This window comes from Bradyrhizobium sp. WSM2793 (assembly GCF_000379585.1).
Classification (GTDB): domain Bacteria; phylum Pseudomonadota; class Alphaproteobacteria; order Rhizobiales; family Xanthobacteraceae; genus Bradyrhizobium.
The window spans coordinates 232,833-258,464 of the sequence record NZ_KB902835.1 but is presented as its reverse complement, the minus strand read 5'-3'; the positions used below and the strand labels follow the sequence as shown (position 1 = coordinate 258,464).

18 protein-coding genes and 1 tRNA gene are annotated in these 25,632 nt (G+C 65.1%); 6 read left to right on the top strand and 13 right to left on the bottom strand.

The genetic code is table 11. The features are described from left to right. Positions 1-23: 23 nt before the first annotated feature. From A3AS_RS0140690 to A3AS_RS0140670, 5 genes are all read right to left on the bottom strand, one after another. Positions 24-2,264 (bottom strand): tetratricopeptide repeat protein, encoded by a 2,241-nt coding sequence (locus A3AS_RS0140690; RefSeq protein WP_026202885.1) that lies wholly within the window; start codon positions 2,262-2,264, stop codon positions 24-26. Between the two features lie 101 nt (positions 2,265-2,365). Then, positions 2,366-3,103 carry an amino acid ABC transporter ATP-binding protein gene (locus tag A3AS_RS0140685; RefSeq protein WP_018323160.1) on the bottom strand — a complete coding sequence of 246 codons (738 nt, stop codon included), beginning with the start codon at positions 3,101-3,103 and terminating at the stop codon, positions 2,366-2,368. 11 nt (positions 3,104-3,114) lie between these two features. Beyond that, entirely contained in the window at positions 3,115-4,635 is a 1,521-nt protein-coding gene (locus A3AS_RS0140680) for an amino acid ABC transporter permease (protein ID WP_026202884.1), read from the bottom strand. Further along, positions 4,632-5,837: an amino acid ABC transporter permease gene (locus A3AS_RS0140675; protein ID WP_018323158.1), complete on the bottom strand. Its 1,206-nt coding sequence runs from the start codon at positions 5,835-5,837 to the stop codon at positions 4,632-4,634. Before A3AS_RS0140675 ends, A3AS_RS0140680 begins: the two co-directional genes overlap by 4 nt. Positions 5,838-5,861: 24 nt before the next feature. Beyond that, complete coding sequence (locus tag A3AS_RS0140670) at positions 5,862-6,878, bottom strand: amino acid ABC transporter substrate-binding protein (protein WP_018323157.1); 1,017 nt, start codon at positions 6,876-6,878, stop codon at positions 5,862-5,864. Between the two features lie 389 nt (positions 6,879-7,267). Between A3AS_RS0140670 and metC the strand changes: the two genes are divergently transcribed. Continuing rightward, a complete protein-coding gene (gene metC, locus A3AS_RS0140665; RefSeq protein ID WP_018323156.1) occupies positions 7,268-8,452 on the top strand; it encodes a cystathionine beta-lyase in 1,185 nt (394 codons plus the stop codon). Between the two features lie 176 nt (positions 8,453-8,628). Further along, positions 8,629-10,320, top strand: a complete 1,692-nt coding sequence (locus tag A3AS_RS0140660) for a Na/Pi cotransporter family protein (RefSeq protein WP_018323155.1) — start codon at positions 8,629-8,631, stop codon at positions 10,318-10,320. 9 nt (positions 10,321-10,329) lie between these two features. On the opposite strand, the gene A3AS_RS0140655 is transcribed toward A3AS_RS0140660, so the two are convergent. From A3AS_RS0140655 to A3AS_RS0140630, 6 genes are all read right to left on the bottom strand, one after another. Continuing rightward, entirely contained in the window at positions 10,330-10,668 is a 339-nt protein-coding gene (locus A3AS_RS0140655; RefSeq protein WP_018323154.1) for a lipid-A-disaccharide synthase N-terminal domain-containing protein, read from the bottom strand. Continuing rightward, positions 10,665-11,402 (bottom strand): glycosyltransferase family 2 protein, encoded by a 738-nt coding sequence (locus A3AS_RS0140650; RefSeq protein ID WP_018323153.1) that lies wholly within the window; start codon positions 11,400-11,402, stop codon positions 10,665-10,667. The genes A3AS_RS0140655 and A3AS_RS0140650 overlap by 4 nt, the downstream gene beginning before the upstream one ends. Before the next feature lie 68 nt (positions 11,403-11,470). Beyond that, the gene (locus A3AS_RS0140645) at positions 11,471-12,316 is read right to left on the bottom strand and encodes a phosphatase PAP2 family protein (RefSeq protein ID WP_018323152.1); all 846 of its coding nucleotides are present in this window, start codon (positions 12,314-12,316) and stop codon (positions 11,471-11,473) included. Between the two features lies 1 nt (position 12,317). Then, positions 12,318-14,060 carry a glycosyltransferase family 39 protein gene (locus tag A3AS_RS0140640; RefSeq protein ID WP_018323151.1) on the bottom strand — a complete coding sequence of 581 codons (1,743 nt, stop codon included), beginning with the start codon at positions 14,058-14,060 and terminating at the stop codon, positions 12,318-12,320. Between the two features lie 50 nt (positions 14,061-14,110). Further along, positions 14,111-16,219, bottom strand: a complete 2,109-nt coding sequence (gene pbpC, locus A3AS_RS0140635) for a penicillin-binding protein 1C (protein ID WP_018323150.1) — start codon at positions 16,217-16,219, stop codon at positions 14,111-14,113. Between the two features lie 122 nt (positions 16,220-16,341). Then, entirely contained in the window at positions 16,342-21,546 is a 5,205-nt protein-coding gene (locus A3AS_RS0140630; protein ID WP_018323149.1) for an alpha-2-macroglobulin, read from the bottom strand. Between the two features lie 408 nt (positions 21,547-21,954). Here A3AS_RS0140630 and A3AS_RS0140625 point away from each other — a divergent pair. Beyond that, positions 21,955-22,031 (top strand) — tRNA-Arg (locus A3AS_RS0140625). A 118-nt stretch (positions 22,032-22,149) separates the two neighbouring features. Beyond that, positions 22,150-22,401, top strand: coding sequence for a hypothetical protein (locus tag A3AS_RS0140620; RefSeq protein ID WP_018323148.1), 252 nt, complete (start codon positions 22,150-22,152; stop codon positions 22,399-22,401). A 33-nt stretch (positions 22,402-22,434) separates the two neighbouring features. Here A3AS_RS0140620 and A3AS_RS0140615 read toward each other — a convergent pair whose 3' ends face one another. Beyond that, the gene (locus tag A3AS_RS0140615; protein ID WP_018323147.1) at positions 22,435-23,721 is read right to left on the bottom strand and encodes a hypothetical protein; all 1,287 of its coding nucleotides are present in this window, start codon (positions 23,719-23,721) and stop codon (positions 22,435-22,437) included. A gap of 116 nt (positions 23,722-23,837) precedes the next feature. Between A3AS_RS0140615 and A3AS_RS0140610 the strand changes: the two genes are divergently transcribed. Further along, the gene (locus A3AS_RS0140610; RefSeq protein WP_018323146.1) at positions 23,838-24,065 is read left to right on the top strand and encodes a DUF2171 domain-containing protein; all 228 of its coding nucleotides are present in this window, start codon (positions 23,838-23,840) and stop codon (positions 24,063-24,065) included. 139 nt (positions 24,066-24,204) lie between these two features. On the opposite strand, the gene A3AS_RS0140605 is transcribed toward A3AS_RS0140610, so the two are convergent. Further along, positions 24,205-24,423: a hypothetical protein gene (locus tag A3AS_RS0140605; protein WP_018323145.1), complete on the bottom strand. Its 219-nt coding sequence runs from the start codon at positions 24,421-24,423 to the stop codon at positions 24,205-24,207. 673 nt (positions 24,424-25,096) lie between these two features. Between A3AS_RS0140605 and A3AS_RS48745 the strand changes: the two genes are divergently transcribed. Further along, complete coding sequence (locus A3AS_RS48745; protein WP_018323143.1) at positions 25,097-25,255, top strand: hypothetical protein; 159 nt, start codon at positions 25,097-25,099, stop codon at positions 25,253-25,255. The last annotated feature ends 377 nt before the right edge of the window (positions 25,256-25,632 follow it).

Genomic DNA, 25,632 nt, shown 5'->3' with positions numbered 1-25,632 from the left:
CCGGGGGGCAACGCAAGGTCGGGCTACGCCACCTCGCCGCGTTCCGAGGCCGCGGCACAATGATCGTGCCAGAACCGGCGATAGGCCGCTTCGACCTCACGCGTGTAAAGTTCGACGTTGCCGGCAGGCGAGGCTGCGATCCGAGCCGGCAGTTCCGCCCGCAATTTCGCCAGATGAGCGGGCTGTGCCGCATATTTGCACGCGATCGCGGTGTAGCCGTCGTCATCCTCGGCGACCCAGTCGCCGAGGCCGACGGCCGCCACGATGGAGCCGCCGGCGCGTGCCGAAGAGCCATTGCCGAGCTTGGCGACGACCGGAACGCCCGCATAGAGCGATTCCCAGGTGCTGATGCCGCCATTTTGCGGGAAGGTGTCGAGGGAGATATCGACTTGCGCAAAGGCCAGCAGATGCTCGTGGCGCGTGGTCGAGCCCAGGCAGGTGATATTGTCTTCGGCAATGCCCTGAGCCACGAACCGCGCGATCAGGCCGTCGCGCAGCAAGGCATCGTCGAGCAGCCCGTGCTTGATGATGATCTTCGACCCCCTCACCTCACGCATCACCTTCGACCACACCCGGATCGCATCATCCGAGATCTTGTAGATGCGGTTGAACACGCCGAAGGTCACATGGCCGTTCCGGAGCATGGGAAGCTCCGAGGGCGGCACGTCCAGGATGGGATCAATCGTGATCAGGCAGGGCAGATCATGGACTTTCTCGGCCAGCAAATGGCGCGCCGATTGCGGAATGAAGATGGGATCGGCGAGCACGTAATCCATGGTCTGAAGGCCGGTGCCCGTAGCGTGTCCGAAACCCGTGACCTGGATCGGGGCCGGCTTGCGGGCAAAGACAGGCAGCCTGTTGCCGGCCGTATGCCCGGATACGTCGATCAGGATGTCGATCTTGTCTGCCTGGATGCGATCGGCCAGCTCGTCGTCCGAAAGCTGCGCGGCGTCGACCCAGACGTCCGCGAGAGGCTTGAATCTCTCGGTAATCTCGTCCTGCAGCGGCCAGCAGGAATAGCAGACGATCTCGAACCTCGTGTGATCGTGTTGGCGCAGCACCGGCAACAGCGCGAACGCGGCCGAGTGGTTCCTGAATTCCGACGCGACATAGCCGACGACGATCCGCCTGTCCGGATCGAGCGCCCGGGGCGGCAGTGTCCGTTGCGGCAGCCTGGCGCCGATCGCATCCCACCAGGATTTCCGCGCCGCCTGCTGGACCGCGAAATCGGCCTCGGGCAGATAATCCAGGATGAAGATCTTGCGTGCGATCGCATCCGCATAGTCAGGTGATATCTCGAGCGCCGCGTCGAGGTGCTCGAGCGCCGTCGCGACGTCTCCCTGGTTCGCGTAGCAGGCGCCGAGAAGCACGATTGCGTAATCGGACCGCGGATTGTCCTCGAGCAGGGTCTTGACGGCCGCAATCGCCTGCGTCGTGTTTCCCAAGAGAAGATTGACCTGCGCCTTGCCACGCAGCGCGAGCTCGAGCCGCGGCGATTGCGCCAGCGCCGCATCGAAGTCCGCCGCCGCCTGCTCCAGCCGATGCAGATCGAAATTGAGCCGTCCGCGCTGGGCCAGAATCCGCGGTGAACCCGGCTTGATCGCCAAGCCTGCGGCGAGGGCGGCTTCCGCCTCCTCGTAATGCCGGAGCTCGATGCACACCATGCCCTTGCCGGCGATCGCTTCCGCATGACGCGGCTGAAGCGACAGGGCGCGATCGAAACTCTCCTTGGCGCGCTCGGACCGGCCGATCATCAGCTCCGCCATGCCGCGGTTGCAAAATGCATCGGCGTAGTCGGGCCGCAGCCCGATAGCGCGTTCGTGCAGCCTGATCGCCTGTTCGCCGAGGCCGACGTTCAGGAGCGTATTGCCGAGATTGGTGAGGGTGATCGGACAATTCGGCTTCAGCGCAAGGGCCTTCTCCTGGCATGCGCGGGCGTCCTGGAATTTCTGCAGATCGAAATACACAGCGCCGAGATTTCCATGGGCATCGGGCGAGCGCGGATCGAGCGCAATCGCGCGCTCGAACAGCTGTTGCGCCTCCTCCAGCCGCCCGCCTTCATAGGCGCGAAGGCCAAGCAGGTGCGTGGCATGGAAATGATCCGGAACCTCCTCCACAATGCCGCGGCAGAGCGTCTCGGCCTCGGCAAATCTGCCCTGCCGGAGCGCCTCGACCGCGAGCGACATGACGGCGTCCGCCTGCTTCTTCAACTTCTTTTGCAATCGTGCATTCTGGAATGCGCGCGCGCCGACACTGCTCTGCAAGGTCTCTCTCCGGAAGTTGGTCCGGAACGAGGCACAGCTGATTCGGATGGTGCCAGGCTGGCGGCCCGGTCAGACCGGCGCGGTCTCCGGATGGCAGGTGCTCAGCGCAAAATCTGGCTCAGGAACAGTTTCGTGCGGGCGTGCTGGGGCGCCGCAAAGAATTCGTTCGGCGTGTTGGCCTCGATGATCTGGCCGGCATCCATGAAGACCACGCGGTTGGCAACCTCGCGGGCAAAGCCCATTTCGTGGGTGACGACCAGCATGGTCATGCCCTCCTCGGCGAGGTCCACCATGGTGTCCAGCACCTCCTTGACCATCTCGGGGTCGAGCGCCGAGGTCGGCTCGTCGAACAGCATGACCTTCGGGTTCATCGTCAGGGCCCGCGCGATTGCGACGCGCTGCTGCTGGCCGCCGGACATCTGCCCCGGAAACTTGTTGGCCTGATGCGGGATCTTGACCCGCTCCAGGAACTTCATCGCGTTGATCTCGGCGTCCTTCTTCGGGATGTTGCGCACCCAGATTGGCGCCAGCGTGCAGTTCTCCAGCACGGTCAGATGCGGGAACAGGTTGAAGCTCTGGAACACCATGCCGACCTCGCGGCGCACCGCGTCGATGTGCTTGAGGTTGGGCCCGAGCGCGATGCCGTCGACGACGATCTCGCCCTCCTGGAATTCCTCCAGCGCGTTGATGCAGCGGATCAATGTCGACTTGCCGGAGCCCGAGGGCCCGCAGATCACGATGCGCTCACCCTTCTCGACCGCAAGGTCGATGTCGCGCAGCACGTGAAAGTCGCCGTACCATTTGTTGAGGCCGGAAATCTTGACGATGGGGTCGGACATGGTGACCTCGATCAGTTGCGACGGTGGGCGTTGAGGCGGTGCTCGACGAACAGCGAGTAGCGCGACATTCCAAAGCAGAAGATGAAGTAGATGATCCCGGCAAAGGCGAAGCCGGTGAACGCGGTCGAAGGCGTCGACCATTTCGGGTCCGAGAACGAGGCCCTGAGCGAGCCCAACAGGTCGAACAGCGCTACGATCGAGACCAGCGAGGTGTCCTTGAACAACGAGATGAAGCTGTTGACGAGGTTCGGAATGACGTGACGCAGCGCCTGCGGCAGCACGATCAGCGAGGTCGTCTTCCACCAGGACAGCCCCAGGGCCGCGGCCGCCTCGCCCTGCCCTCGCGGGATCGCAGCGAGCCCGCCGCGGACGTTCTCGGCCTGGTAGGCGCCCGTGAACAGCGCGATGCCGATCAGCGCGCGGACGAGACCGTCGACGGTGAAATTGCCGGGCAGGAACAGGGGCAGCATGTAGGTGGCGAAGAACAGCACCGTGATCAGCGGCACGCCGCGCCAGAACTCGATGAAGGCGATCGAGAAGATCCGGATCAGCGGAATGGTGGAGCGGCGGCCGAGCGCCAGCGCGATGCCGATCGGCAGCGAGGTGACGATGCCGGTGACGGAGACCACCAGCGTCACCAGGAGGCCGCCCCACAAATTCGTCGTCACGACCGGCAGTCCACCGCGATCGAGACCCATCAGCTTGATCACCGCGGCGATGGCGAAGAAGGCAGCAATGCTCGAGGCCAGAGCGCGCCAACCCGTGCGCAAGCCGCCGCCGAGGCCGAAGGCGATCAACGACACGACTGCGGTCGTGACGGCAAAATCGGCCCAGACCGACTGACCCGCTCCCTGGATCTGATCGCGCAACCAGGTCAGCGGAAGGATCAGCCAGGAGATCGCCGTGCCGACCAGCACGATGAAATTCCCGACCGCCCACAACAGCGGCGCGACGGCGGAAGTCTTGCTGAAACCGAGCACGGCCTGCCCGGCGCCGATGATGCTCTCGTCGAACAATTCCAGCAGGCCGGCGGTCCAACTGAGGCCAAAGCCCTTGATGCCGCCACCGTGCAGCAGAAAGAACGCGACCACTGGGAATGCGAAGAAGAACAGACTGGCGTTGAGCCCCTTTGCCGGCAGACGCGGCACGAGCAATGGCACAAGCAGGACCGCCGCAAGGACAAACGCGAGGTTGACCCGCCAGCGCTCGGCCTCGGGATAAAAACCATAGATCAATTGCGGCAGCTTGGCCTGGATGTAGGGCCAGCAGGCGCCGACCGCAAAGCCGGCGTTCTCCGTGAGGCACGCCGTGCGGTCCTTGCCGCTCCAGACCGCATCGACCATCAGGAACCTGACCGAGGGAACGATGGTGAACCACAGCAGCAGGACGCCGACGATCGTGAGCAGGATGTTGGTGGGCGAGTTGAACAGGCGCGTGCGCATCAGCCCGACAAAGCCCGTGGTCTTCATCGGTGCGGGACGCTCGGTGAGCAGGTCGCGGCGGACGAAGCTGCTCGAGGCGATATCGCTCATGCGCCCAGACTCCGGCTGACGCGCCACCCGTAGACGCTCATGATCGCGCTGGTGAGCAGCGAGATCAGGAGATAGATGCCCATGGTCATCGCGATGATCTCGATCGCCTGCCCGGTCTGGCTCAGCGACGTGCCGGCGAACACCGAGACGAGGTCGGGATAGCCGATCGCGACCGCCAGCGACGAGTTCTTGGTGAGATTAAGGTACTGGTTGGTCAGCGGCGGCACGATGACGCGCATGGCCTGCGGCACCACGATCAGCCGCAGCGTGTTGCCGCGGCTGAGGCCGAGCGAGGCCCCCGCCTCCATCTGCCCCTTGTGGACGGACAAGATTCCGGCGCGCACAATCTCGGCGATGAAGGCGGCGGTATAGGTCGACAGCGCCAGCGTCAGCGCCACGAACTCCGGGATGATCCGCGATCCGCCGGCAAAATTGAAGCCCTTCAGCTGCGGCAGCTCGAAGGTGAAGGGCAGACCGAACACCAACATCGTGGCAAGCGGCAGCCCGAACAGCAGGGCCAGCACGGTGGGCCAGATCCGGATCATCCGCCCTTCCTGAAACAGCGCGCGCCGCGCATAGAAGCGCAAGACCAGTGACGCGGCGATACCGAGCGCCAGCATCGCCAGGAATGGCATCAGGCCGCTCCCGCCGATCGGGCTAGGAATGACGAGGCCGCGATTGCTGATGAAGGCAACGCCGAGCAGCGAGATGCTCTGCCGAGGATTGGGCAAGGCAGCCAGCACCGCGAGGTACCAGAACAGGATCTGGAACAGCAGCGGCAGGTTGCGGATGATCTCGACATAGATCTCGCCGACGCGCGACAGCAGCCAATTGGGCGACAGCCGGCACAGCGCGACGATGAAGCCGATCAAGGTGGCGAAGACGATGCCCACCACCGAGACCACGAGCGTGTTCAGGAGCCCGACCACGAACACGCGCAGGAACGTGTCCGAACCGGTATAGGAGATCAGGGTCTGGTTGACGTCGAAGCCGGCATTATTCCTGAGGAAGCCGAAACCGGCGGCGATGTGCTGGTTTTCGAGATTGGCGCGGGCATTGGAGACGATCTCATAGCCGATCCAGCCCAGGATCGCCGCGAAGGCAAACTGGACTGCAATGCCGTTCCAACCTGCCTTGCCACCCAGAACGCGCCTGATCTTCAGCGCGATCTGGGGTGGCGGTTTTCGGGCCTCGGTGCTCATGCCGCTGCCAGCGGATCAGGATGATCAGCGGATCGGCGGCGCGTACTGAAGACCGCCCTTGTTCCAGAGATTGTTGAGACCGCGATTGATGGCGAGCGGCGAGCCCGCGCCGACATTGCGATCGAACACCTCGCCGTAATTGCCGACCGCCTTCACGACCCGCACCACCCAGTCCTTGGTCAGGCCGAGTTGTTCACCGAAATTGCCGTCGGTGCCGAGGACGCGCTTCAACTCGGGATTTTCCAGCTTCGCTTTCTCGTCGACGTTCTTCGAGCTCACGCCAAGCTCTTCGGCGGTGACCATCGCGAACAGGGTCCACTTCACGATGTCGAACCACTGATCGTCGCCGTGGCGCACCATGGGGCCGAGCGGCTCCTTCGAGATGATCTCGGGAAGCACCATGTGGTCGTTGGGATTGGCAAGCTTCAGGCGATTGGCGTACAGGCCCGACTGGTCGGTGGTGAAGACGTCGCAGCGTCCGGCCTCATAGGCCTTGACCGTTTCGTCGTTGGTGCCGAACGCGATCACCTCGTACTTCATGTTGTTGGCTTTGAAGTAGTCGGCCAGATTTTGCTCGGTGGTAGTGCCAGTCTGCACGCAGACCGAGGCGCTGTTGAGCTCGAGCGCCGAATTCACCTTGAGCGACTTCTTCACCATGAAGCCCTGCCCGTCATAATAGGTCACGCCGGTAAAATTGGCGCCGAGCGAGGTGTCACGCGAGATGGTCCAGGTGGTGTTGCGCGAGAGCACGTCGATTTCGCCGGATTGCAGCGCGGTGAACCGGTCCTTGGCGGACAGCGGCACGTACTTGACCTTGGTCGCATCGTTGAAGATCGCCCCGGCGATCGCCTTGCAGACGTCGACGTCGAGGCCGGTCCAGTTGCCCTTGTCGTCGGGCGAGGAGAAGCCCGGCAGGCCCTGGCTGACACCGCAGGACAGCATGCCCCGGTCCTTGACCGTCTTGAGCGTTTGCGCGTCGGCGGCTTGGGCGGAGAGGCCGGCGGCGAGAGCAAGGGTGAGAGCCAGGGTTACGCGTTTCATGGGCTTTGGGCCTTTCAAAGTCGTCTCAAGGAACGTTGTCTCAGGATCATCGCTGCCAGGGCCAGGCGTATCAAGGCCAGCCCTGCAAGAGTCATGCTGGAAAACCTTGCCGAACACCCGCCGATCCCGGGAGGCCATACCTTAATCCCCGCCGCAGGCGCCCGCCGATATGGCTGTGGCGCAAGGTCCGGTCAGACGATGGATCGAAGGTCGCGGCAGGCCCCTCAACATGCGGCGACTGAATAGCACCTGCGCATCACAGAACGACTGGCGTGCCGGGTCAAGGGGTTGACGGGACTCTTCTGTGTTCTGTTATTAACGACAGCGGCCTTTCGGCCAGCCCGTCAGGCGCCAAGCCCGAGCGGAAACGCGGTTTTGAAAGCAGACGCATGGATTCCTCGCACCCCCAAGAGCAGCAGGCCGAGACCCGGCTGGTCACCTCCGGCCGCGACACCAAGGCGCAGAAGGGGTTCGTCAATCCGCCGGTCTTTCACGGCTCGACCGTGCTCTACCCGACCGCCGAGGACCTGCACGCCCATCGCGGCGAGTTCACTTATGGCCGTCACGGTTCCCCCACCACCAAGGCGTTCCAGGAGACGCTGATGGCGCTGGAGGGACCGCAATGCGCCGGCGTCGGCATCGTGCCGTCGGGGCTGTCGGCGATCTCGACCACCCTGCTCTCGGTGCTCAAGGCCGGAGACCATCTCCTGGTCTGCGACAACGTCTATCGGCCCTCGCGCAATTTCTGCAACGGCATGCTCACCCGCTTTGGCGTCGAGACCAGCTATTTCGATCCGATGATCGGCGCCGGCATCGACAAGCTGTTCAAGCCCAACACCCGGGCCGTGCTGGTGGAGGCCCCAGGCTCGCAGTCGTTCGAGATGCCGGACATCCGCGCCATCGCCGAGGTCGCGCATGGGCGCGGCGCGCTCGTCATCGATGACAACACCTGGGCAACGCCGCTCTATCACCGCTCGCTCGAACAGGGCGTCGACATCAGCATGCAGGCCGCAACCAAATATATCGGCGGCCATTCCGACATCATGTTCGGCACCATCTCGGCAAATGCCAAGGCCTGGCCGATGGTCGCCGAGGGCATCCGCCTGCTCGGCGTCTGCGCTGGACCCGACGACGTCTTCCTGGCGCTGCGCGGCCTGCGCACGCTGTCGGTGCGGCTGGCACAACATCACCGCTCAGGGCTCGACATGGCGCGCTGGCTGGCTAGCCGGCCCGAGGTCGCGCGTGTGCTGCATCCCGGCTTGGAGACCGATCCCGGCCACGCGATCTGGAAGCGCGACTTCACCGGCGCGTCCGGCCTGTTCAGCATCGTGCTGAAGCCGGCGCCGCAGAAGGCCGTCGACACCATGCTGAACACGCTCAAGCTGTTCGGCATGGGCTTTTCATGGGGCGGCTTCGAGAGCCTTGCGATTCCCTTCGATTGCGATGCCTATCGCACAGCGACCAAGTGGGCGCCCGGCGGCCCGACGCTGCGCCTGCATATCGGACTGGAAAGCGTCGACGACCTCAAGGCCGATCTCGACCGCGGCTTCGCTGCCCTCAAAGCGGCAATGTGAGCCTGCTCACAAGGCATCTCGACTGCGGACGCGCCAACGCGCGCCGCGGCGGACGCTCAACGCGCCGCGGGAACGTGCAGCTGGCGTAAACGTTAACGCCGACGCGCCAACAAAAGGTTTGAACCTCAAGCATTTGGCGCTAGCCTCACCAATCGACTCCAATCCGGACACGGAGCATGGGAACGTTGGTTCTGCTCGATCTGATGGGCGGCGTTGCGCTGTTGCTGTGGGGCCTGCATATGGTCCACAGCGGGATCTTGCGCGCCTTCGGTCCCGACCTGCGGCGGCTGCTCGGCAAGGCGCTGAGCAACCGCGGCAGCGCTTTCGCCGCCGGCCTCGGCCTCACCGCGCTGCTCCAGAGCAGCACCGCGACCGCCCTGATCACGAGCTCGTTCGCCGCCGAAGGCCTCGTCAGCCTCGCCGCGGCGCTCGCCATCATGCTCGGGGCCAATGTCGGCACGACGCTGATCGTGCAGGTGCTGTCGTTCAACATCGCAGCCGTCGCGCCGGTCCTGTTCGTGCTCGGCCTCGTCGCCTTCCGCTCCGGCCCGCGATCGCGGATCAAGGACATCGGCCGCGTCTGCATCGGCCTCGGCCTGATGCTGCTCTCGCTGCACATCCTGCTCGACACGCTGGCGCCGGCTGAGAACGCACCGGGCGTCCGCATCGTGATGTCGGCCATCACGGGCGATCCCATATTGTGCATCGTCATCGCCGCCCTCGTCACCTGGGCCGTGCATTCGAGCGTCGCCAGCGTGCTGCTGATCATGTCGCTGGCCTATTCGCAGTTCATCACGCCCGACGCGGCGCTGGCGCTGGTGCTCGGGGCCAATCTCGGCAGTGCCATCAATCCCGTGTTCGAGGGCGCCAGGCGTGACGATCCTGCGAGCTACCGCCTGCCGGTCGGCAATCTCGTCAACCGCGTGATCGGGATTGCCCTCGTCCTGCCCTTCCTGGGCACGATCGCCGAGCACATGCACGCCTGGCAGCCCGATCTCGCCAAGATGACGGCGGCTTTCCACATCGCCTTCAATGTCGGCACCGCCGTCGTCTTCATCGGCCTGCTCGACACCATGTCGCGCCTACTCACCCGCCTCCTGCCGGATCGCGTGCAGGAGGCCGACCCAGCCCGGCCGCGCTATCTCGACGAGACCGCGCTGGAGACGCCGTCACTGGCGCTCGCCGACGCCGCCCGCGAGACGCTGCGCATGGGCGACCTCGTTGAAGTCATGCTGCGCAAGGTGATGGCGGCGATGATGACCGGCGACCGTGCCCTGGTCGACCAGGTCTCCAAGATGGACAATTTCGTCGACGGTCTCGACGAGGCCATCAAGCTCTACGTGACCAAGCTGATGCGGGGCAGCCTCGACGAGAGCGAAGGACGGCGTGCGATGGAGATCATCTCCTTCGCCATCAATCTCGAACATATCGGTGACATCATCGACAAGAGCCTGAGCGAGCTCGCCACCAAGAAGATCAAGCGGCGCTTCCAGTTTTCGGCGGAAGGGGCCGACGAGCTCGCCGCCTTCCACAAGCGCACGATGGACTCGCTGCGGATCGCCTTCGGGGTCTTCATGTCGGGCGATGCCAACGAGGCGCGCAAGCTGCTGGTGGAGAAAGCCGCGCTACGCAACACCGAGCTCGCCGCGGTCGAGCGACATCTCGACCGCCTGCGCGAGGGCCGCCCCGAAACCATCGAAACGACGTCGCTGCATCTCGACGTGCTGCGCGACCTCAGGCGCATCCACTCGCATATCTGCTCGGTCGCCTATCCCGTGCTCGACGCGGCCGGCGTGCATTATCGCAGGACCGAGGCGGAGACAGCGGCCCTGCCAACCTCAGGCGCGGCCTCGGCCTTGCCGCACTAGAACCTGGGCTCAGCGATCGAGCGTCTTCGAGGCGCGGCCGCGGTTCTTGATGATCAGCATGATGTTGCGGATATAGATGATGGTCGCGAGCGATTGTCCGAGGATGATCACCGGCTCGCGCTTCACGACGCCGTAGACCAGCGTCATCAGTCCGCCGCCCATCGAGCAGAACCAGAACGCCATCGGCACCACGCTGTTGCCGGCGCGCTCGCTCGCGATCCACTGCACCAGGAAGCGCGCGGTGAAGAACAGCTGCGCGACGAGGCCGAATGCCAGCCAGAAATCGAACTTGGCGACGAAGACGTCGTAGAGATAATTGCTCAGCGCCTGACCGTATTGAATGATCATGCGTTCACCTCAGTCACATCTGGTGTCGGCTTCTTGCGGCGGATCAGCCACCATACGCCGGCGAGATCCATGATGCCGATCCACAGCCGGTCGAAGAAGCCGTAGTTGGACACGCCGGAATGGCGCGGCCGGTCGATCACGTCGACATAGGCGATGTCGTAGCCTTCGCGGCGGACCAGCGCCGGCAGGAAGCGATGCAGCCCGTCGAAATAGGGCATCATCAGGAAGACCTCGCGGCGGAATGCCTTGAGCCCGCAGCCGGTATCCCGCGTGCCGTCCTTCAAGATGGCGTTGCGGACGCCGTTCGCTATGCGCGACTGGAATTTCTTGAAGCCGGTATCCTTGCGTCCGACACGCTGCCCCGCAGCGAGGCCGACGCGCCCTGTGCCCTTCTCGACCGCCGAGATCAGGTCGGGCAGGAAGGCTGGATTGTTCTGGCCGTCGCCATCGAGGGTCGCCACGATCGCGCCGCGCGCCGCGCGCACGCCGCTGCGCACGGCCGCGGATTGGCCGCCTGATCTGGCGTGGCGAAGCTGGCGCAGATTGTCCCGCTGCGCCATGATCGCCGCGAGCCGTTCGCCGGTCGCATCGGTCGAGCCGTCGTTGACGTAGATGATCTCATAGGCCCAGCGGCCATCGAGCGCCGCGCCGATCTCCGCGATCAGCGGCGCGATGTTGTCGGCTTCGTTGCGCACGGGAACGACGATGGAAACCGAGGGCTGGGACGTCGACAAAGGCGGCTCGTGGTTGGAAGTGGGCCTGGGGACCCCTGGGAACCGGCGGTCCCGGCAGGCAGCCGCTTTTATGGGGCGGATGCCCCGCGGGCAACCCTTTTGAGACGGCCCGAGACTGCCCCCGGAAGAGGCACAATGGTGCCATCGGCGCGGATGGCAAAACCCAGCCGCCTGGCCGCGAACCAATAGCGGACCGCCATGGCGCCGACCGTGCCGACCAGGGCGCCGGCCACGACGTCGCTTGGGTGATGGGCGACCAGCACCAGCCGCGTCAACAGGATCACGATTGCGTAAGTGAACATCAACACGCGCAGGCGCGGCCACAATGCCGACACGGCAAACGCCAGCGCGAACGCCGCCACGGCATGGCCCGAAGGCAGACTGGCATAGGCCCCCGTGCCCTCGAACGGCACGAAGTTGAACGGATTGGCCTTGCCGCCGACAAACGGACGTCCGCGGCCGATGACATATTTCAGGACCTCGGCAACGAACGCCGACACGGCAATCGAAAGAAACACAAATTGCAGCCGTGTGCCGAGACCGAGGAGCAGCGCGCGGCTTGTGCCGTGAAGCCCCGCCGCAACGAACGCCAACACCACCAGCACGCCCCCGAGCACCGAGAGCAGGTACTCGTCCTTGCCGAAATCGGTGAGGATGCGGATCGGCCACAGGCTTGGCGTGCCGCGCGCCGGCATCAGCTGGATCTCGGTCTGGTCGAACGCGAGCATCAGCGCGATGACGAGAGCCGCGCCCGTCGCACTGAGCCACAGCGAATGCCGCGCCAGCTTTCGCGCGGCCTCTGCGCGGCGCGAATGCGAGGGCGTGCGGACGAGCTGCGCCAGCGCGCTCCGGGACACGGCGAGCAATTGCGCGGGATAGCCCGGACGGGGCGCGGGGCTGGTCGTAACAGGCATCCTATTCGGTGCCTTCCGAGCGGAAGATCGAGATCGAGATCGCGCGCCCTTGCGAGAAATTGTAGCCGTCGATGCGGGTGCCAACCTTGTAGCGCAGCCCGATCGCCTCGGCGCGCTGCACGAAGCTCCGCTCCGAACGCTGCTCGATCAGCGCAAAGCGGCAGCTGCCCTGCCTCAGGAAGTCGGCCGCGCCCGACCCGTCCGTGAGCAGGGTCTGGGTGCCCGTCAGGAAGACGAGGCTCGGCTCGTGATAGCCGGCCGCAGCCGCCTTTGGCCCGACACAGCTGACGTTGCGCAAGGCGCGCGCGATCTCGATGCTCGGAAACAGCGGCGTCAGCGACGGCAGCACGATGCCATACACCACCACCGCCAGCATCAAGGCCGCAACCAGCGCGTTGAGCAGCGAGCGCTCGGCGCGGTTGTTGTCGTAGAGCCACCAGGCGAACAGGCCGAAAATCAGCGATGCCGCGATAAACGGCCAAGCCACAAAAGCGGGCTGCCGCGTCAGCATCACGGCGCCGACCACCGCGATGATCGAGGTGGCCGCGGGGATCGCGAACCACCAGGCCGAACCGCGCATCAGCCAGGAGCGCGACAGCACGCGCCGCTCCACCGCACCGGCGGTGAGGATGGCGATCGCCGGGTACAGCGGCAGCACGTAATGCGGCAGCTTGGTCAGCACCGCCTCGAACACGATCCAGGACGGGATCAGCCAGGCCAGCAGAAACTGCGCGCCGGGCTCACGCCGCGCCCGCCACACCGCGGGTGCCGCCATCGCCGCGAGCGGTGCGCCCGGCCAGAACGTGATCCAGAACAGCGCCAGGTAAAGTCCAGGCGGCGCACCATGGGATTCCTGGGCGCCGATCTTGCTCAGCATGTCGCCGCCGACGGAATCGGCAAAGAAGGCATCGCCCGCGCGCCAGAAGATCGCGACGAACCAGGGCAGCACCAGCACCAGCATCCACATCAGGCCCCAGACCGGGCGCAGCTTCCACAGCCAGGAGGCATCGCGGTCCTGGATCGCGAGCGCGGCTATGGTCAGCCCTGCGAACATCAGGATCAGTGGGCCCTTGATCAGGATGCCGACCGCAAGCGCGGTCCAGAAGATCGCGGGCCAGCTCCACGGCGGATGCGTCTCGTCCTCGGCGCGCTGCCAGGACAGATAGGCTCGCGCCATCGCACCCATCGCGGCGGTCACGCAGAACAGCAGCATCGCGTCGGTCTTGGCGAGCCGCGCCTCGACGCCGAGCAGCACCGAAGCGCACATCATCAGCGCCGCCAGCACCGCGGCACGCCGCGTGACGAACCCGAGCGCGGCCCAATAGGTCATGAGCACGGCGCCGATCGCCCCGAACAGCGACGGCAGCCGGTAGACCCAGATCCGCAATTCGGCCTTCGGCAGCTTGAGCATCGAGGCGGCTTCGACCGTCGCCGATTGCAACCAATAGATGCCGACCGGCTTCTTGTAGCGGACGTCCTCCTGAAAGCGGATATCGACATAGTCGCCGCTCTCGACCATCTGCTTGGTGGCCTGGGCGAACCGCGCCTCGTCGCGATCGATCGGCGGGATCGTGAAGAAGCCCGGCAGGAACAACAGCAGCGCGCACACGAGCAGGAAGGCAACGGCGCGGGCATGGCTGGCCGTGGCGACATCGAGCATGCGCACGAGCCCGCTGCCCGGATTTGCAGGCGATTTTGGCTCGCGGGGCGCTCCAAAACGGGGAGTTGGGTAGGTCTCGGCCATTGGTTCCGCTTACGCTGAAACCGCCATCGCCACAACCGCTTAAGGCAGGGTCATTGAATTCGAATGACGACTGTGTCCGCGGCGCCCGTGGCGTCGATCACGGTGAGCCGCGCAAAGCCCGGACCGGGCGGATCGATCAGGCGCTGGCGGCGGCCGTCGATCTCGCCGAGCGCCGTACCGTTAACCATGACGGTCATGGGAAGCACGCCGCCCGCGACCTTGACCGGCATCGCGGCGCTCTCCTGCCCCCCGGAGCGATCGACGTCGATCCGCGAGCCGTTCAGCGGAAACTGGATATGCAGCGCCTGCTCACCGCCGGTCCGCACCAGTTCCCCCACCGGACGGAACCGCTTCAGCGGCAACGGCAGCTTGGCGTTGCTGGCAACCAGGGTTCCCTTTGGCGGCTTCGGCAATGCGGTCAGCGTCTTGCCGCTGCGGGCGAAGGCATCGAACAGGATCGGTGCGGCGGCGACGCGCCCGATCAGGCCGGGAACCGGCGCACCGTCGGGCCGGCCGACCCATACCCCGATGGTCATCCGGCCGTCGAACCCGACCGACCAGGCGTCTCGATAGCCGTAGGAGGTGCCGGTCTTGAAGGCGATGCGGTTGTGGGCGGCGTTCTCCGGCGGCGGCGTTCCCAGCAGCACGTTGCCGACCTGCCAGGCCGCGACCTGATCCAGCAGCCGGAGCGGCTCGCGGTCGTCCTTGTCAGCGATCACCTCGCGCAGCGGCTTGGTGGTGCCGAGGCGGGCAAAGCCCGTATAGAGCTGGGCGAGATCCTGCAGCGTCACGCCGACGCCGCCCAGACCCATGGCAAGCCCCGGCGCTTCGTCCTTGGGCAGGACCAGGTTGCCGCCGGCCTGCCGCAGTCGCGACGCCAGCCGGCTCGATCCGACGCGATCGAGCAGCACGATCGCCGGCACGTTCAGCGAGAGTTGCAGCGCCTTCCTCACCGGCACTGTGCCCTGGAAGGTCATGTCGAAATTCTCAGGCGCGTAGGAGCCGAAGCGGACCGGCCGGTCGTCGATCAGGCTCTCCGGGTGGACGAAGCCGTCCTCGAAGGCGAGCCCGTAGATGAAAGGTTTCAGCGTCGAGCCCGGCGAGCGGATCGCACGGGTCATGTCGACCTGCCCTGCCCGGCTCTCGTCGAAATAATCCGCCGAGCCGACGCGCGCGAGCACGTCGCCGCTCTCATTGTCGACCACGATGATGCCGACCGAGATGTTCGGCCCGAGCGCAATGGCGCGGTCACGCGCCAGCGGCTCCAGCACCTTCTGCAGGTTCGCATCCAGCGTCAGCTTGATGACCGGCTTATCCTTGACGGTCGACAGCGCGGTATCGGAGGCATGCGGCGCCAGGATCGGCATCGGCTTGCGCAGCCTTGGCACGGGCACGGCCTTGGCCTGCCTTGCGTCGTCGGCACTGACCACACGCTCCTCGACCATGCGATCGAGCACGCGGTCGCGCGCCTTGCGCGCGGCCTCGGGATGGCGGTCGAGGCGGCGCGTCTCCGGCGACTGCGGCAGCGCGACCAGCAGCGCGGCTTCAGCCAGCGACAACCGCTTCGGCTCCTTGCCGAGATAGCCAATCGAAGCGGCGCGGATGCCCTCGAGATTGCCGCCATAAGGCGCCAGCGCGAGATAGAGGTCGAGGATCTGCTCCTTGCTCATGCTGCGCTCGATCTCGATCGCGCGCACCATCTGCCGCAGCTTGGCGTAGAGCGAGCGCTGCCGCCGCGGCTCCATCAGCCGCGCCAGCTGCATGCTGATGGTGGAGCCGCCAGAGACGATGTGGCCGCGCGTCGCAAGCTGCAACGCGGCACGCCCGAGTGCGAGCGGGTCGAGACCGTTGTGGGCATAGAAGCGCTGGTCCTCATAGGCGAACAGCAGCTTGAGATAGGTCAGATCGACGCTGGATTTGGCATCGACCGGCAACCGCCAGCGGCCGTCGGCCATGGCGTAGGCCCGCAGCAGCTTGCCGTTGCGGTCGACGATGGTGGTGGAGACGTGCCGGGCCTCGTCGAGCGGGAGAGGTCCGAGCGAGTAGACCCAGCCGACGAAGCCGGTGATGGCGAGGATGAAAGAGAGTGCGAGGGCGGAGAGGATACGAAGGCCGCGGCCCCTTGCTGCGTCATGGCCGGGCTTGTCCAGGCCATCCACGTTCTTGCCCGCTGCGCCACAGTTCGTGGATGCCCGGGACATTTGCGCGAAGACGCGCTCCGCGCTTTTGCCCGGGCATGACGACTGAGTATGTGGCTCCGCTGCGCTCATTCAATCAGCACTCACTTCGCCGTCCGCACCTCGACCGTGCCCGTGCCCGTCCGGCCGTAGCGCGAGGGGTTGTACATGTCCTCGACATAGGCTTGCGGCAGCACGTATTTGCCGGGCGAGACCACGCGCACGATATAGGCGACGGTGAAGACCGACTTCGAATCCGAGGCGCGATCGACCGCCGCCGTGAAGCGATCGTCGCGGAACTCGGTATCCTTAGGCTCCTCGCCGTCCTCGATCCAGTCCAGCGTGCCGCTGTCGCCCGATGAGACCAGCTTCGGATTGTCGATCTCCAGGCCCGCCGGCAGATAGTCGGACACCATGATGTGGCCGTACTCGGGCTTGGCCTCGGTGATCTTCAGCACCACGGCAAAGCGCTGGTTCTGCTTGACCTTGCTGATGTCGGCCGGCTTGCCGTCGAGCGTGAAGTAATTGCGCTCGATCTTGAAGCCGTTGGACGCGGCCGGCTCCGGCGTCACCGGCGAGCCCGACACCGAGACCACCGCCTGCACCGGCGCATCGCCGGTGTTGGTGATCTTCAGCGGCTTGCCGCTCAACGTGTCCGCCTTGTAGCTGCGATAGAGCGCGGTCTTGACCGGCTGGCCATCCACTTCCATGGACAGGTTCTCCTTGGCCAGCGCTCGCGCCGCCAGCACCAGCCACGCATTCTCCTGCGTGGAGGTGTAGGGCGTCAGCCCGCGCGCGGTCTCGACCCGCGACACCGCCTGCGTCAGCGTCGCCTTCGGCGCATTGCCTTCGCTGGCAAGCGACACCAAAGCTGCGGCATCGCGAAGCTGCGAGCCGTAGTCGGTGCGGCCGAACTCGAGCACCGGCTTGGGCGCAAGCGAGTCGAGCGCGGCGCCGTACACGCGTTCGGCGCGGTTGCGGTCGCCGACGAGAGCGAGTGCCGCCGCAAGCTGCGACTTCGCGATCGGCGTCGCGAGGTTGTTCAGCTTGGTGTCGGCGAGATAGCGGAGATCGCCGATCGGCGCTGCGCCGTTGCGTGCGAGCACATAGAGGCCGTAAGCGAGATCGCGCCCGCCGTCCTTCTCCGGCTCGTTGCCGTTGACGACGGAATTGCGGATGCGGTCGAGCGCGTTCTTGAACAGCACGTCCGGCACCGCAAAACCCTTTTCGCGGGCGCGGGTCAGGAAGTCCGTCACATAGGCGTCGAGCCAGGCATCGTCGCCGCCGGCCGACCACAGGCCGAACGAGCCGTTCGAGCCCTGGCGGGCCAATAGCCGCTCGATCGCATCGCGGATGCGCTGGTCGACCTCGGTATCCATGGCGAGGTGCGCGCCGGCCGCGAGGTCGTTGACGTAGAGCAGCGGCATCGCGCGGCTCGTGATCTGTTCCGAGCAGCCATAGGGATAGCGGTCGAGCGCCTTCAGGATCGTCGCCGCATCGAGCGCGGTCGACAGGCTGGCCGAGACCGAGACGCTGCCGGTGCCCGGCACCAGGTCGGAGAACATGTCCGAGGTCAGCGTCAGGCTCTCGCCCTTCGCCAGCGTCCGGATCGAACGCCGCGCCAGCACTTGCGTCGCCGCCTTGACGTCGAACGCGTAGTGGCGCGCCAGCGTCAGCCCGTTCGGTCCCTTGATGTCGACGTCGAGCGTCGCCTGCCCGGCCGCGGTCGCGTCGATCGCGAGCGTGAACGAGTTGCGCTGCTTGGCGGCGAGCTTGACCGTGGTCGCGGGATTGCCGGTCATCTTCACCGGTCCACCCGTTTTCACGTTGATGACGTAGTCGCCGGCCTGGCCCTCGACATTGTCGATCTCGAGATTGACCGTGCCGTGGTCGCCGTTGAGCAGGAAGCGCGGCAGGGTCGTGGTCAGCACCACGGGGTCGCGGATCACGACGTCGGTGTTGGCGCGGCCCAGCTTGGTCGCGGTCCACGCCACCGCCATCACGCGTGCGGTGCCGGCGAACTCCGGAATGTCGAAGCTGACTTCCGCACTGCCATCGGCGCCAACCGTGACGATGCCGGAATAGAGCGCCAGCGGCTTTTGCGCGGGCGGCGAACCCTGCAGCTCACCAGCGCCGGCGTCACCGCCGGACTTGATCTGGCCGCGCGTACCGGACATGCCATCGATCAGCTGCCCGTAGAGATCGCGGATTTCGGCGCTCAGGCGGCGCTGGCCGAGATAGTGATCGTCCGGCGCCGGCGGCTTGTAATTGGTGAGGTTGAGGATGCCGACATCGACCGCGGCGATGACGATCTTGGCGTCCTCGCCCGGATTGAGCCCGTCGAGCTTGACCGGGATTGTCAACGCTGCGTTCGGCCGGATCAGCGCCGGCGGCGACAGCTTGACCTGCAAGGTGCGGGCCTGCTTGTCGATGCCGAACCATTTCAGGCCGATCGCCCGGCCCGGCATGCGCTGGGCCGCGGCATCGAGCGGCCGGCGCAGCGTCGCCACCACGTAAGCGCCGGTGCCCCAGTCCTTGCCGACCGGGAGCTTCACCAGCGCGGTGCCTTCCTTGACGTCGATCGTCTGCGTCGTCAGCAGGCGGTCGCCGAGCACGTTGATGGTGAGCTTGCCGGCACTGCGGACATTGACCGACACCGTCATGGTGTCGCCGGAGGAATATTGCGGCTTGTCGATCGAGGTCTCCAGGAGGTCCGGCGTGTCGGCGCTGCCGTCGGAATACCAGCCGACGTCGAACTGCACCGAGGTCACCGGGCCATCGGCATCGTTCGACTTCACATCGAGCCGGTAGCGGCCCGGCTGGGGGTTGAGCGAAATCCGCGCCGGCTTGTCGGCGGCAACCGTCACATCACCGTCGGCGACGCGCGAGGTCGACTTGACCGGCTCGTACTCCCAGTAATTGTTCTGGCGGTACCATTGGTAGCGCGACTCCATCTTCAGGAGCTCGTAGCGCAGGCCATCGCGGCGCAGCTTCTCGCCCTCGGGCGAGACGAACACGACATCGAACTCCGCCTTGTCGCCCTCGGCGACGTTCTTGTCACCGAACAGCGGCTTGACGCCGATCAGGGCGGTAGCGGGCGCAACCGGCAACACGATCTTGCGCTCGACGGCGCGGCCGCCGGTCTCCACCATGCGGACGAAGATCTGTGCCTCCTGCGGACGGGTCGAGGCCGGCTGTTTGTCCAGCGTCACCGGGAAGGTCGCAACGCCGTTGGCGTCGGCCTCGGGCAGGTTCTCAAGCGGCGTGCGCTCGTTGGAGGTGGTCTCCTCGTCGGCGACGCCGAACTGGTAGCCGGCAAAGCCCGGACGTTCGCTTGCCGGCGCGACCAGCATGTCGCCTTCAAGCTGCAGGCCGGACGCGGGCGCGCCATAGAGGAAATGGCCGTCCGCCTTAAGCTCCACTGGAGCGTTAGCTTTGATCAGCTTGTCCTTGGCGGACAAGTCGAATTCGATCCGATCGGGAACATAGTCCTCGACCATGAAGGTGGTCTCGCCAACCGAGGAGCCCTTCGGGTCGGTGAAGGCGCGCACCCGCCACGTCCCGGTCGGAACGGCCGAGTTGAGCGGCACGGACAGCGTACGGCCGCCGGCGCCCTGGTCGGCGAGCGCGGCACGTCGGTATTCGACGCCGTCAGGACGCTCGATCACCAGCGTCAGCGGTCCGCCGCTGACGGCATTGCCCTGCCCGTCGCGCAACAGCGCGGTGAGATAGACGGTCTCGCTGGAGCGGTAGACGCCACGCTCGGCATAGACGAAGGCATCGGCGCCTGCGGGCACCACGCGGCCGGAGACGCCGCGATCGGACAGATCGAAGGCGGAGGACTTCAGGCTGAGGAAGGCATAATCGGCCTTCTCGCCCGTGACCGTCAGCATCGCCGGCGACAGGCCGCCCTCGCCGCGCGCGAGGCCCGCCTCGAACAGCACGTGGCCACTGTCGTCGGTCTTGCGGGTCGCCAGGATCTCGTTGTTGCGGGCAACGAGCCGGACCTCGGCCTTGCCGACCGGATCAGTCGAGGCCAGCGAGTTGACGAAGACATGGATACCGTCATTGCCGGAATAGGCGGAAACGCCGAGATCGGAGACGATGAACCATTGCGTGGCGAGCTGGTAATCGTCGTCCGAGCCCGGGCCCTTGGCGGCGGCCGTCATCACGTAGACGCCCGGCTGAAGCTCGCCGAGTGCCTGGTCGACCGGAAAGGCCGTGGTGACGTCCTGGTTCAGCGTCATCGCGGTCGCGAGCTCGCCGGTCCAGACTTTTACGCCGCGCTCGTCGCCGAGATCGGAGAGCTGGTATTTCGACAGCGTCTTCTGGAAATCGCTGTCGACCACCGTGTTGATCAGATTGCGGTCGCCGATCCGGAACACGTTGATATTGACCGCGGGCGTGTTGACGCTGACCACGGGGATGCCGCGCTGGCCGGTTCGGGGCAGCACATAAGCCCGGCTGGTGAAGCGCACGAACGGCTTGCGGTCGCGCACATAGACGTTGAACTCGGCCGATTTCGGCAGCCCCTCCTTCACGGTGGACGGCAGGCCGGCGCGCAGATTGATGTTGTAGCGCTCGCCGTGCTTCAGCCCGTCGACGCAGAGCTGCTTGCCTTCGGCCGACAGCGCCGGCTTGTCCTGCCCCGCCAGCGCGAGGTACGGCGCGAAGTCGGTGCGTTTTGCCAATTCCTCGGAGAACTGGAAGCAGGCCCGCGGGCTCGCCGAATCCGAGTCCACGGTGTAGTCGAGCAGCCGGAAGCCATGCTCGTCCCGCATCTTCTCATATTGGCCGCGGACGTCGGCGACCTCGCGCAGGTCGAGCGCCAGGCGCAGCGAATCCAGCGCCGGCCGCCAAAGCTTGCGCTCCGACAGCGACTTGCCGAGCACCCCAAGCGCGTCGGCCTCCTCGCCCGGATTGCCGGCGCGCAGGTAGGCGATGTAGGCCGCGGTCGAGGCGCGTTCCAGCAGGAAAGTCTGCTCGCTCGAGCTCTTCGGCGATATCTGGAAGATGACTTTGGCAAGCCGCAGCCAGTTGCCAGCGTCTTCCGGCGTGGTCGCCGCGATCTGGCCGAGCACCGACAGGCCGGTGCGGTAATCATTGCGCCGGAAGGCGGCGTCGGCGTCCGTCTTCAGCGTCGCATTGGTCTTGGCGACGGGCCCAGCCTCGCTCTTGATCTGGGCCTCCAGCTTGATCGCGGAATCAGCGAGGTCGTCGCGCTTGAACGCCTTGTCGGCAGCGTGTGCTGCGCTAAGGCCGAGCGCCAGCGCGGCGCAGATTGTAACGGCGCGAACAAGACCGATCATGGTGGACTCCCGGAAATCGCGGACAGCCGCCCGCTGGCAGCATGAAATGCGCGGAAAGGTGACGGACTCAAGGCGATGGAACCAAAGGTGCAAATCGTCGCATTCGCCATGGAAAGGCAAGCCCAGAGGAGACTGATCAAGATACCGCCGCTCACGCCGTCCTGATGGCGCAGCGATACCCGACCCGTCGGCCGGCGGCCACATCCCGGAAGCTGGCCCGCGTTCCCGGCGATGTGATCCATCGTCCAGTCCGCGGCCGCTCAACCCGGCACCCTGACATGCCACCGTCTCGCTTTGTCGCGGCTCTGAGGAAAAGGGTTCGGTTCAGACTTGGCGAAAGACGATATTTTTCATATTTGGCATGGTAGATGAACCAGCCGGCCTCCCAACGGAGGCTGGCGTAGCGACGGTCCCATAGCTCAACTGGATAGAGTAGCGGATTTCTACTCCGCGGGTTGCAGGTTCGAGTCCTGCTGGGATCGCCAGTCTCATTTATATCCACCGCCCTTCACGAACGCGTGGGTAACCATACGCCGGCCTTTGAACGGCGCAGATCAGCCCTATGTATGCGCCGGGCGAATTGCGCCCGCGTTAAGGACTCCGATGCTTCCTACCGAATGGACGAGAATGGCTATCGCATCTGCGGTGGCGATCGTCGCGATGTCGTATCTGGCAATCGACGCAGGCGTGGTGAACACCAGTGTGGTCACAAGGCCCATCAAGGTAGCTCAGGCATCGATCGTTGGCGCTGGAATGGGCCAGCATCACCTTGCCTTCGCCGTTCAGGAGTGGGCGCGTCCCAGCCGCGACAACAACGAAAAGCCGGCCCTGGAGCATTGCCTGGCGATCGACTGATCGAGACGCCCTCGTCCGCGCAAGCGACGACATTCATCCTCTGCCACCAGTCGACTGACTAACCTGCCACCAGCGCGCAATCGCTGAGGTGAGATCGCCCCAGACCTCCGTCGGCAAATCCGAGACCGCCACCCGCACACTATATTGGTCCGTGGTCGCATCGTGAAACCACTCGGTCGCAGCAAAGTCGAAACCGAAGCTGCCGGCATGGCGAATCGGGAGGCCCTCGGCACGCAGTTCGTTGCTCATGTCCTCGGCGGCCTGCCGCGCGCTCGCCTCGTCGAGAGGGCGCGCGCCCCGCAAGGTGACATAGAGACCGTGGGCGAAATGGAGCTCGGCCGAGAGCGCCGGGAGCTTTGCAGCAAAATGGCGGCCCATGCTTCGGCCGTTGCGCAGGATCGCCGCAACACGCCGCTTCGTGAGGGCCCAGTAGACCGCGCTGCCGACAAAGGGCGGGAAGTGCGCCGGCAACGCCGCGCCGCCGAGCAGTCGCACCGCGTTGCGGGTTTCGGCTGCAAGACGTGTCCATTCAGGCCGCCCTGCCCGCTGCCGGTCCTCATCCCCCTGCACGAAAACCGCCGAGCCGAGGCGGCCATATTCCGCCCCGAGCGAATCGAGCTTGTTGTGACTTCGCACCAGCACCAGTGGAGTTCCGTATCGCCGGGCCCAGCTCAGGACGCGCCGGATCCGGCCCGAGCTGCCCGCGAAGCATGTCGTATCGAAAATCACGAGATCGAGACCCGAGCCGTCGCTTCGGATCGCCGCCTCAAAAGCGCCGGCGCGGGAGCAGGAATCCAACAGAAGAATTTTCGGGGAATTCGCCGAAGCAAACGCATCGTTCAGCGGCAGACTCAAAGCCACGAGCCGCAGATGAGGAACAAGACCCCGGATCAGCTCCAGTGTCTCGCCATAGGAGCCGGGAAGCACCAGCAAATCAGCCTTCTCGACGATTTGCGCGGAGGCGAGCAGCACGGCGGAGATCGCAGCCATGCCCGAGGCAGTATAGATCGCCGCGCTCATGCAGCCGCCGTCGAGCTCATAGAAGGAAGGACCGCGCACCGTAAGATCGGCACGCTGGTAATCGTAACTGAACTTGAAGGGCCCGCTGACGGGATCGGCGGTGTGCGACCAGGCTGTTTCCGTTGCCTTCCACTCGTGCAGCTCGTGCTCTGCCCTGAGCGCCGCAGTGATCTGGAATTTAGACCTGACGACCTCGTCGACCGATCGCGGACGCGTCAAATCGAGCCGATGCCTCAGGCAGTCATTCAACAGCCCGAGTTCCCAGTGCTTCCGTTCGAGATAGGCCTGAATGGTCTCCATGCGCGTCTTGGGCAGATCCGATCGGATGACAACGTACGGAAATCGCCTTGGGTCCAACGCGCGCCCGCTGCAACGAACGTCCATCCTGGCCGTTGAGACGGTGCAAGGAGGACAACATGTCTGAGATCAGAGAGCACATGAAGATCATCGGCAAGGACGGCGCACATGTCGGCACGGTCGACCGCGTCGAGGGCAACCGCATCAAGCTGACGCGGAAGGACAGCCCGGAAGGTCACAAGGACCATCATCACTACATCGACACGAAATATGTGGGTGCCGTCGAAGGCGATGTCGTCAAGCTCTCAATGAATGCCGACGCCGTGCCGAAGACGGAAGCCGCCTGAACATTGAGCCCCTTCGGGGGCATTTTGTTTGTTCACGATCCGACTCCGCTTCGTTCCAAAAGCACGAATCGTAATCGCAAAATCGGCGCTGCGCTTTTCTTAACATCGCGTTTCGTCAGATCGATCACGTAGCCATCGATCACGTAGCCATGGGCACGAGCGTCGGCCGCAGCAGGTACGCGTCGATCGCAGCGTTCGACAACAACAGCCTGCGCCGCTCTCCTCGCAGCATCAACCTATCGATCCGGTTCAGGATGAAGCGAGCGGAGTCCTCGTGCTCGCCTGTGAGCAGGCCGGATCGGTCGAGATATTTCCAGGCAATGTCGAAGGATTGGGCGCGTAACTCGGGGTCGGTCATGGACGGCCAACGTCCGCGGGGAACGGAGGTTCCTGAGCGTGAGCGAGGCGTTGCCCCGCGCAACGCCAGGCGTATCAAGCAGAGCACAACAAAATGCACAGCGGCGGGGAACGAGATCACGACCTGCACGTTGGATGGCTTGAAATCAGGTGGTGCCGACCTGCCAGCCCCGGTCGGCTTTGAAGGGCCCCGTGCTTGTCCCCCGAGCACGGGGCTTTCTCATGCAGATCAACCTATCGGCCGGGCTCGGCCCGTCATCGTCTGACGCGAAATTCCCCTGCGTTTGCCCTCAGTCCGCCCGCTCGTCGCGCCGCTCGCGGGCCAGCTCGTGCCAGGCCAGCGCCAACTGGATCAGCCGTTGCCGATCGGCGCCTTCCGATGCCGCGGCCCGCTTCATCGCGGCCTCCGCTTCGTGCTGTGGGTCGTACTTGGTACACATGAGACCGACTCTAGCCGGCCATCTGGACAAGCCCATGGCAATTTCGTCCGTATGATTGCGGGGTAACGTCCGGCACGACTGCTTCACTGCGTGCATGCGCTGATTGCGAAGCCATTTGGCTGGGCTTTCATCCAGGCGATCTGTGAATTGTGTCACAGTCCGCGACCTGCATCTCGGTTAGACCATGTCTCGACGCTCCAGCAGCCCGCGAAGGCATCGATGGTATTTCCCGTCATGACACAAGAAGCAGCAGCTCCGGCCAACGTCCCGACGCAACGACAAAGGACCGACCTGCTCGGCATCGCCTATCTCGGGACCATCGGCATCGTGATGCTGGCCTGGATCGCCGGCCTGGTCTGGGGCGCGATTGCGTTCTTCAACTGGCTCGTGTGACGCAGGCCGATCCGTCGCGCTGGCGAGCAAGGCTCGCGGCAGCGATCGTGCGCTAAAGCATGATCCGGAAAAGTGCGAAGCGGTTTTCCGGAAAGATCATGCGCAAACAACAACCGAAAGCGCGATGACGATTCATCCAAATCTCATCGCGCTTTAGAATAGGCAGTGCACCACCTGCCCCAGCTTGATCCCGCCGCAAACGATCATGGCCCAAAGCGCCAAGCTGATCTGGATTGCATCCAGCATGTCCCACGTCCCCGCGAATCGTGTTCCCAACGTTTTTTCTTTTGAGAATCGCGTGAAGCGGCACCGGGAGCCAGTGCTATTTTGAGGCAGTTGTTGTGCGCCGCCGAACGTCGCGCCGACATGCGCATCGA

Excerpts from the sequence above, each read along its gene's own strand:
- A3AS_RS0140685 (WP_018323160.1), bottom strand. The coding sequence starts at position 3,103 with ATGTCCGACCCCATCGTCAAGATTTCCGGCCTCAACAAATGGTACGGC.
- A3AS_RS0140680 (WP_026202884.1), bottom strand. The coding sequence starts at position 4,635 with ATGAGCGATATCGCCTCGAGCAGCTTCGTCCGCCGCGACCTGCTCACC.
- A3AS_RS0140675 (WP_018323158.1), bottom strand. The coding sequence starts at position 5,837 with ATGAGCACCGAGGCCCGAAAACCGCCACCCCAGATCGCGCTGAAGATC.
- A3AS_RS0140670 (WP_018323157.1), bottom strand. The coding sequence starts at position 6,878 with ATGAAACGCGTAACCCTGGCTCTCACCCTTGCTCTCGCCGCCGGCCTC.
- metC (WP_018323156.1), top strand. The coding sequence starts at position 7,268 with ATGGATTCCTCGCACCCCCAAGAGCAGCAGGCCGAGACCCGGCTGGTC.
- A3AS_RS0140660 (WP_018323155.1), top strand. The coding sequence starts at position 8,629 with ATGGGAACGTTGGTTCTGCTCGATCTGATGGGCGGCGTTGCGCTGTTG.
- A3AS_RS0140655 (WP_018323154.1), bottom strand. The coding sequence starts at position 10,668 with ATGATCATTCAATACGGTCAGGCGCTGAGCAATTATCTCTACGACGTC.
- A3AS_RS0140645 (WP_018323152.1), bottom strand. The coding sequence starts at position 12,316 with ATGCCTGTTACGACCAGCCCCGCGCCCCGTCCGGGCTATCCCGCGCAA.
- A3AS_RS0140640 (WP_018323151.1), bottom strand. The coding sequence starts at position 14,060 with ATGGCCGAGACCTACCCAACTCCCCGTTTTGGAGCGCCCCGCGAGCCA.
- A3AS_RS0140630 (WP_018323149.1), bottom strand. The coding sequence starts at position 21,546 with ATGATCGGTCTTGTTCGCGCCGTTACAATCTGCGCCGCGCTGGCGCTC.
- A3AS_RS0140620 (WP_018323148.1), top strand. The coding sequence starts at position 22,150 with ATGCTTCCTACCGAATGGACGAGAATGGCTATCGCATCTGCGGTGGCG.
- A3AS_RS0140615 (WP_018323147.1), bottom strand. The coding sequence starts at position 23,721 with ATGGAGACCATTCAGGCCTATCTCGAACGGAAGCACTGGGAACTCGGG.
- A3AS_RS0140610 (WP_018323146.1), top strand. The coding sequence starts at position 23,838 with ATGTCTGAGATCAGAGAGCACATGAAGATCATCGGCAAGGACGGCGCA.
- A3AS_RS0140605 (WP_018323145.1), bottom strand. The coding sequence starts at position 24,423 with ATGACCGACCCCGAGTTACGCGCCCAATCCTTCGACATTGCCTGGAAA.
- A3AS_RS48745 (WP_018323143.1), top strand. The coding sequence starts at position 25,097 with ATGACACAAGAAGCAGCAGCTCCGGCCAACGTCCCGACGCAACGACAA.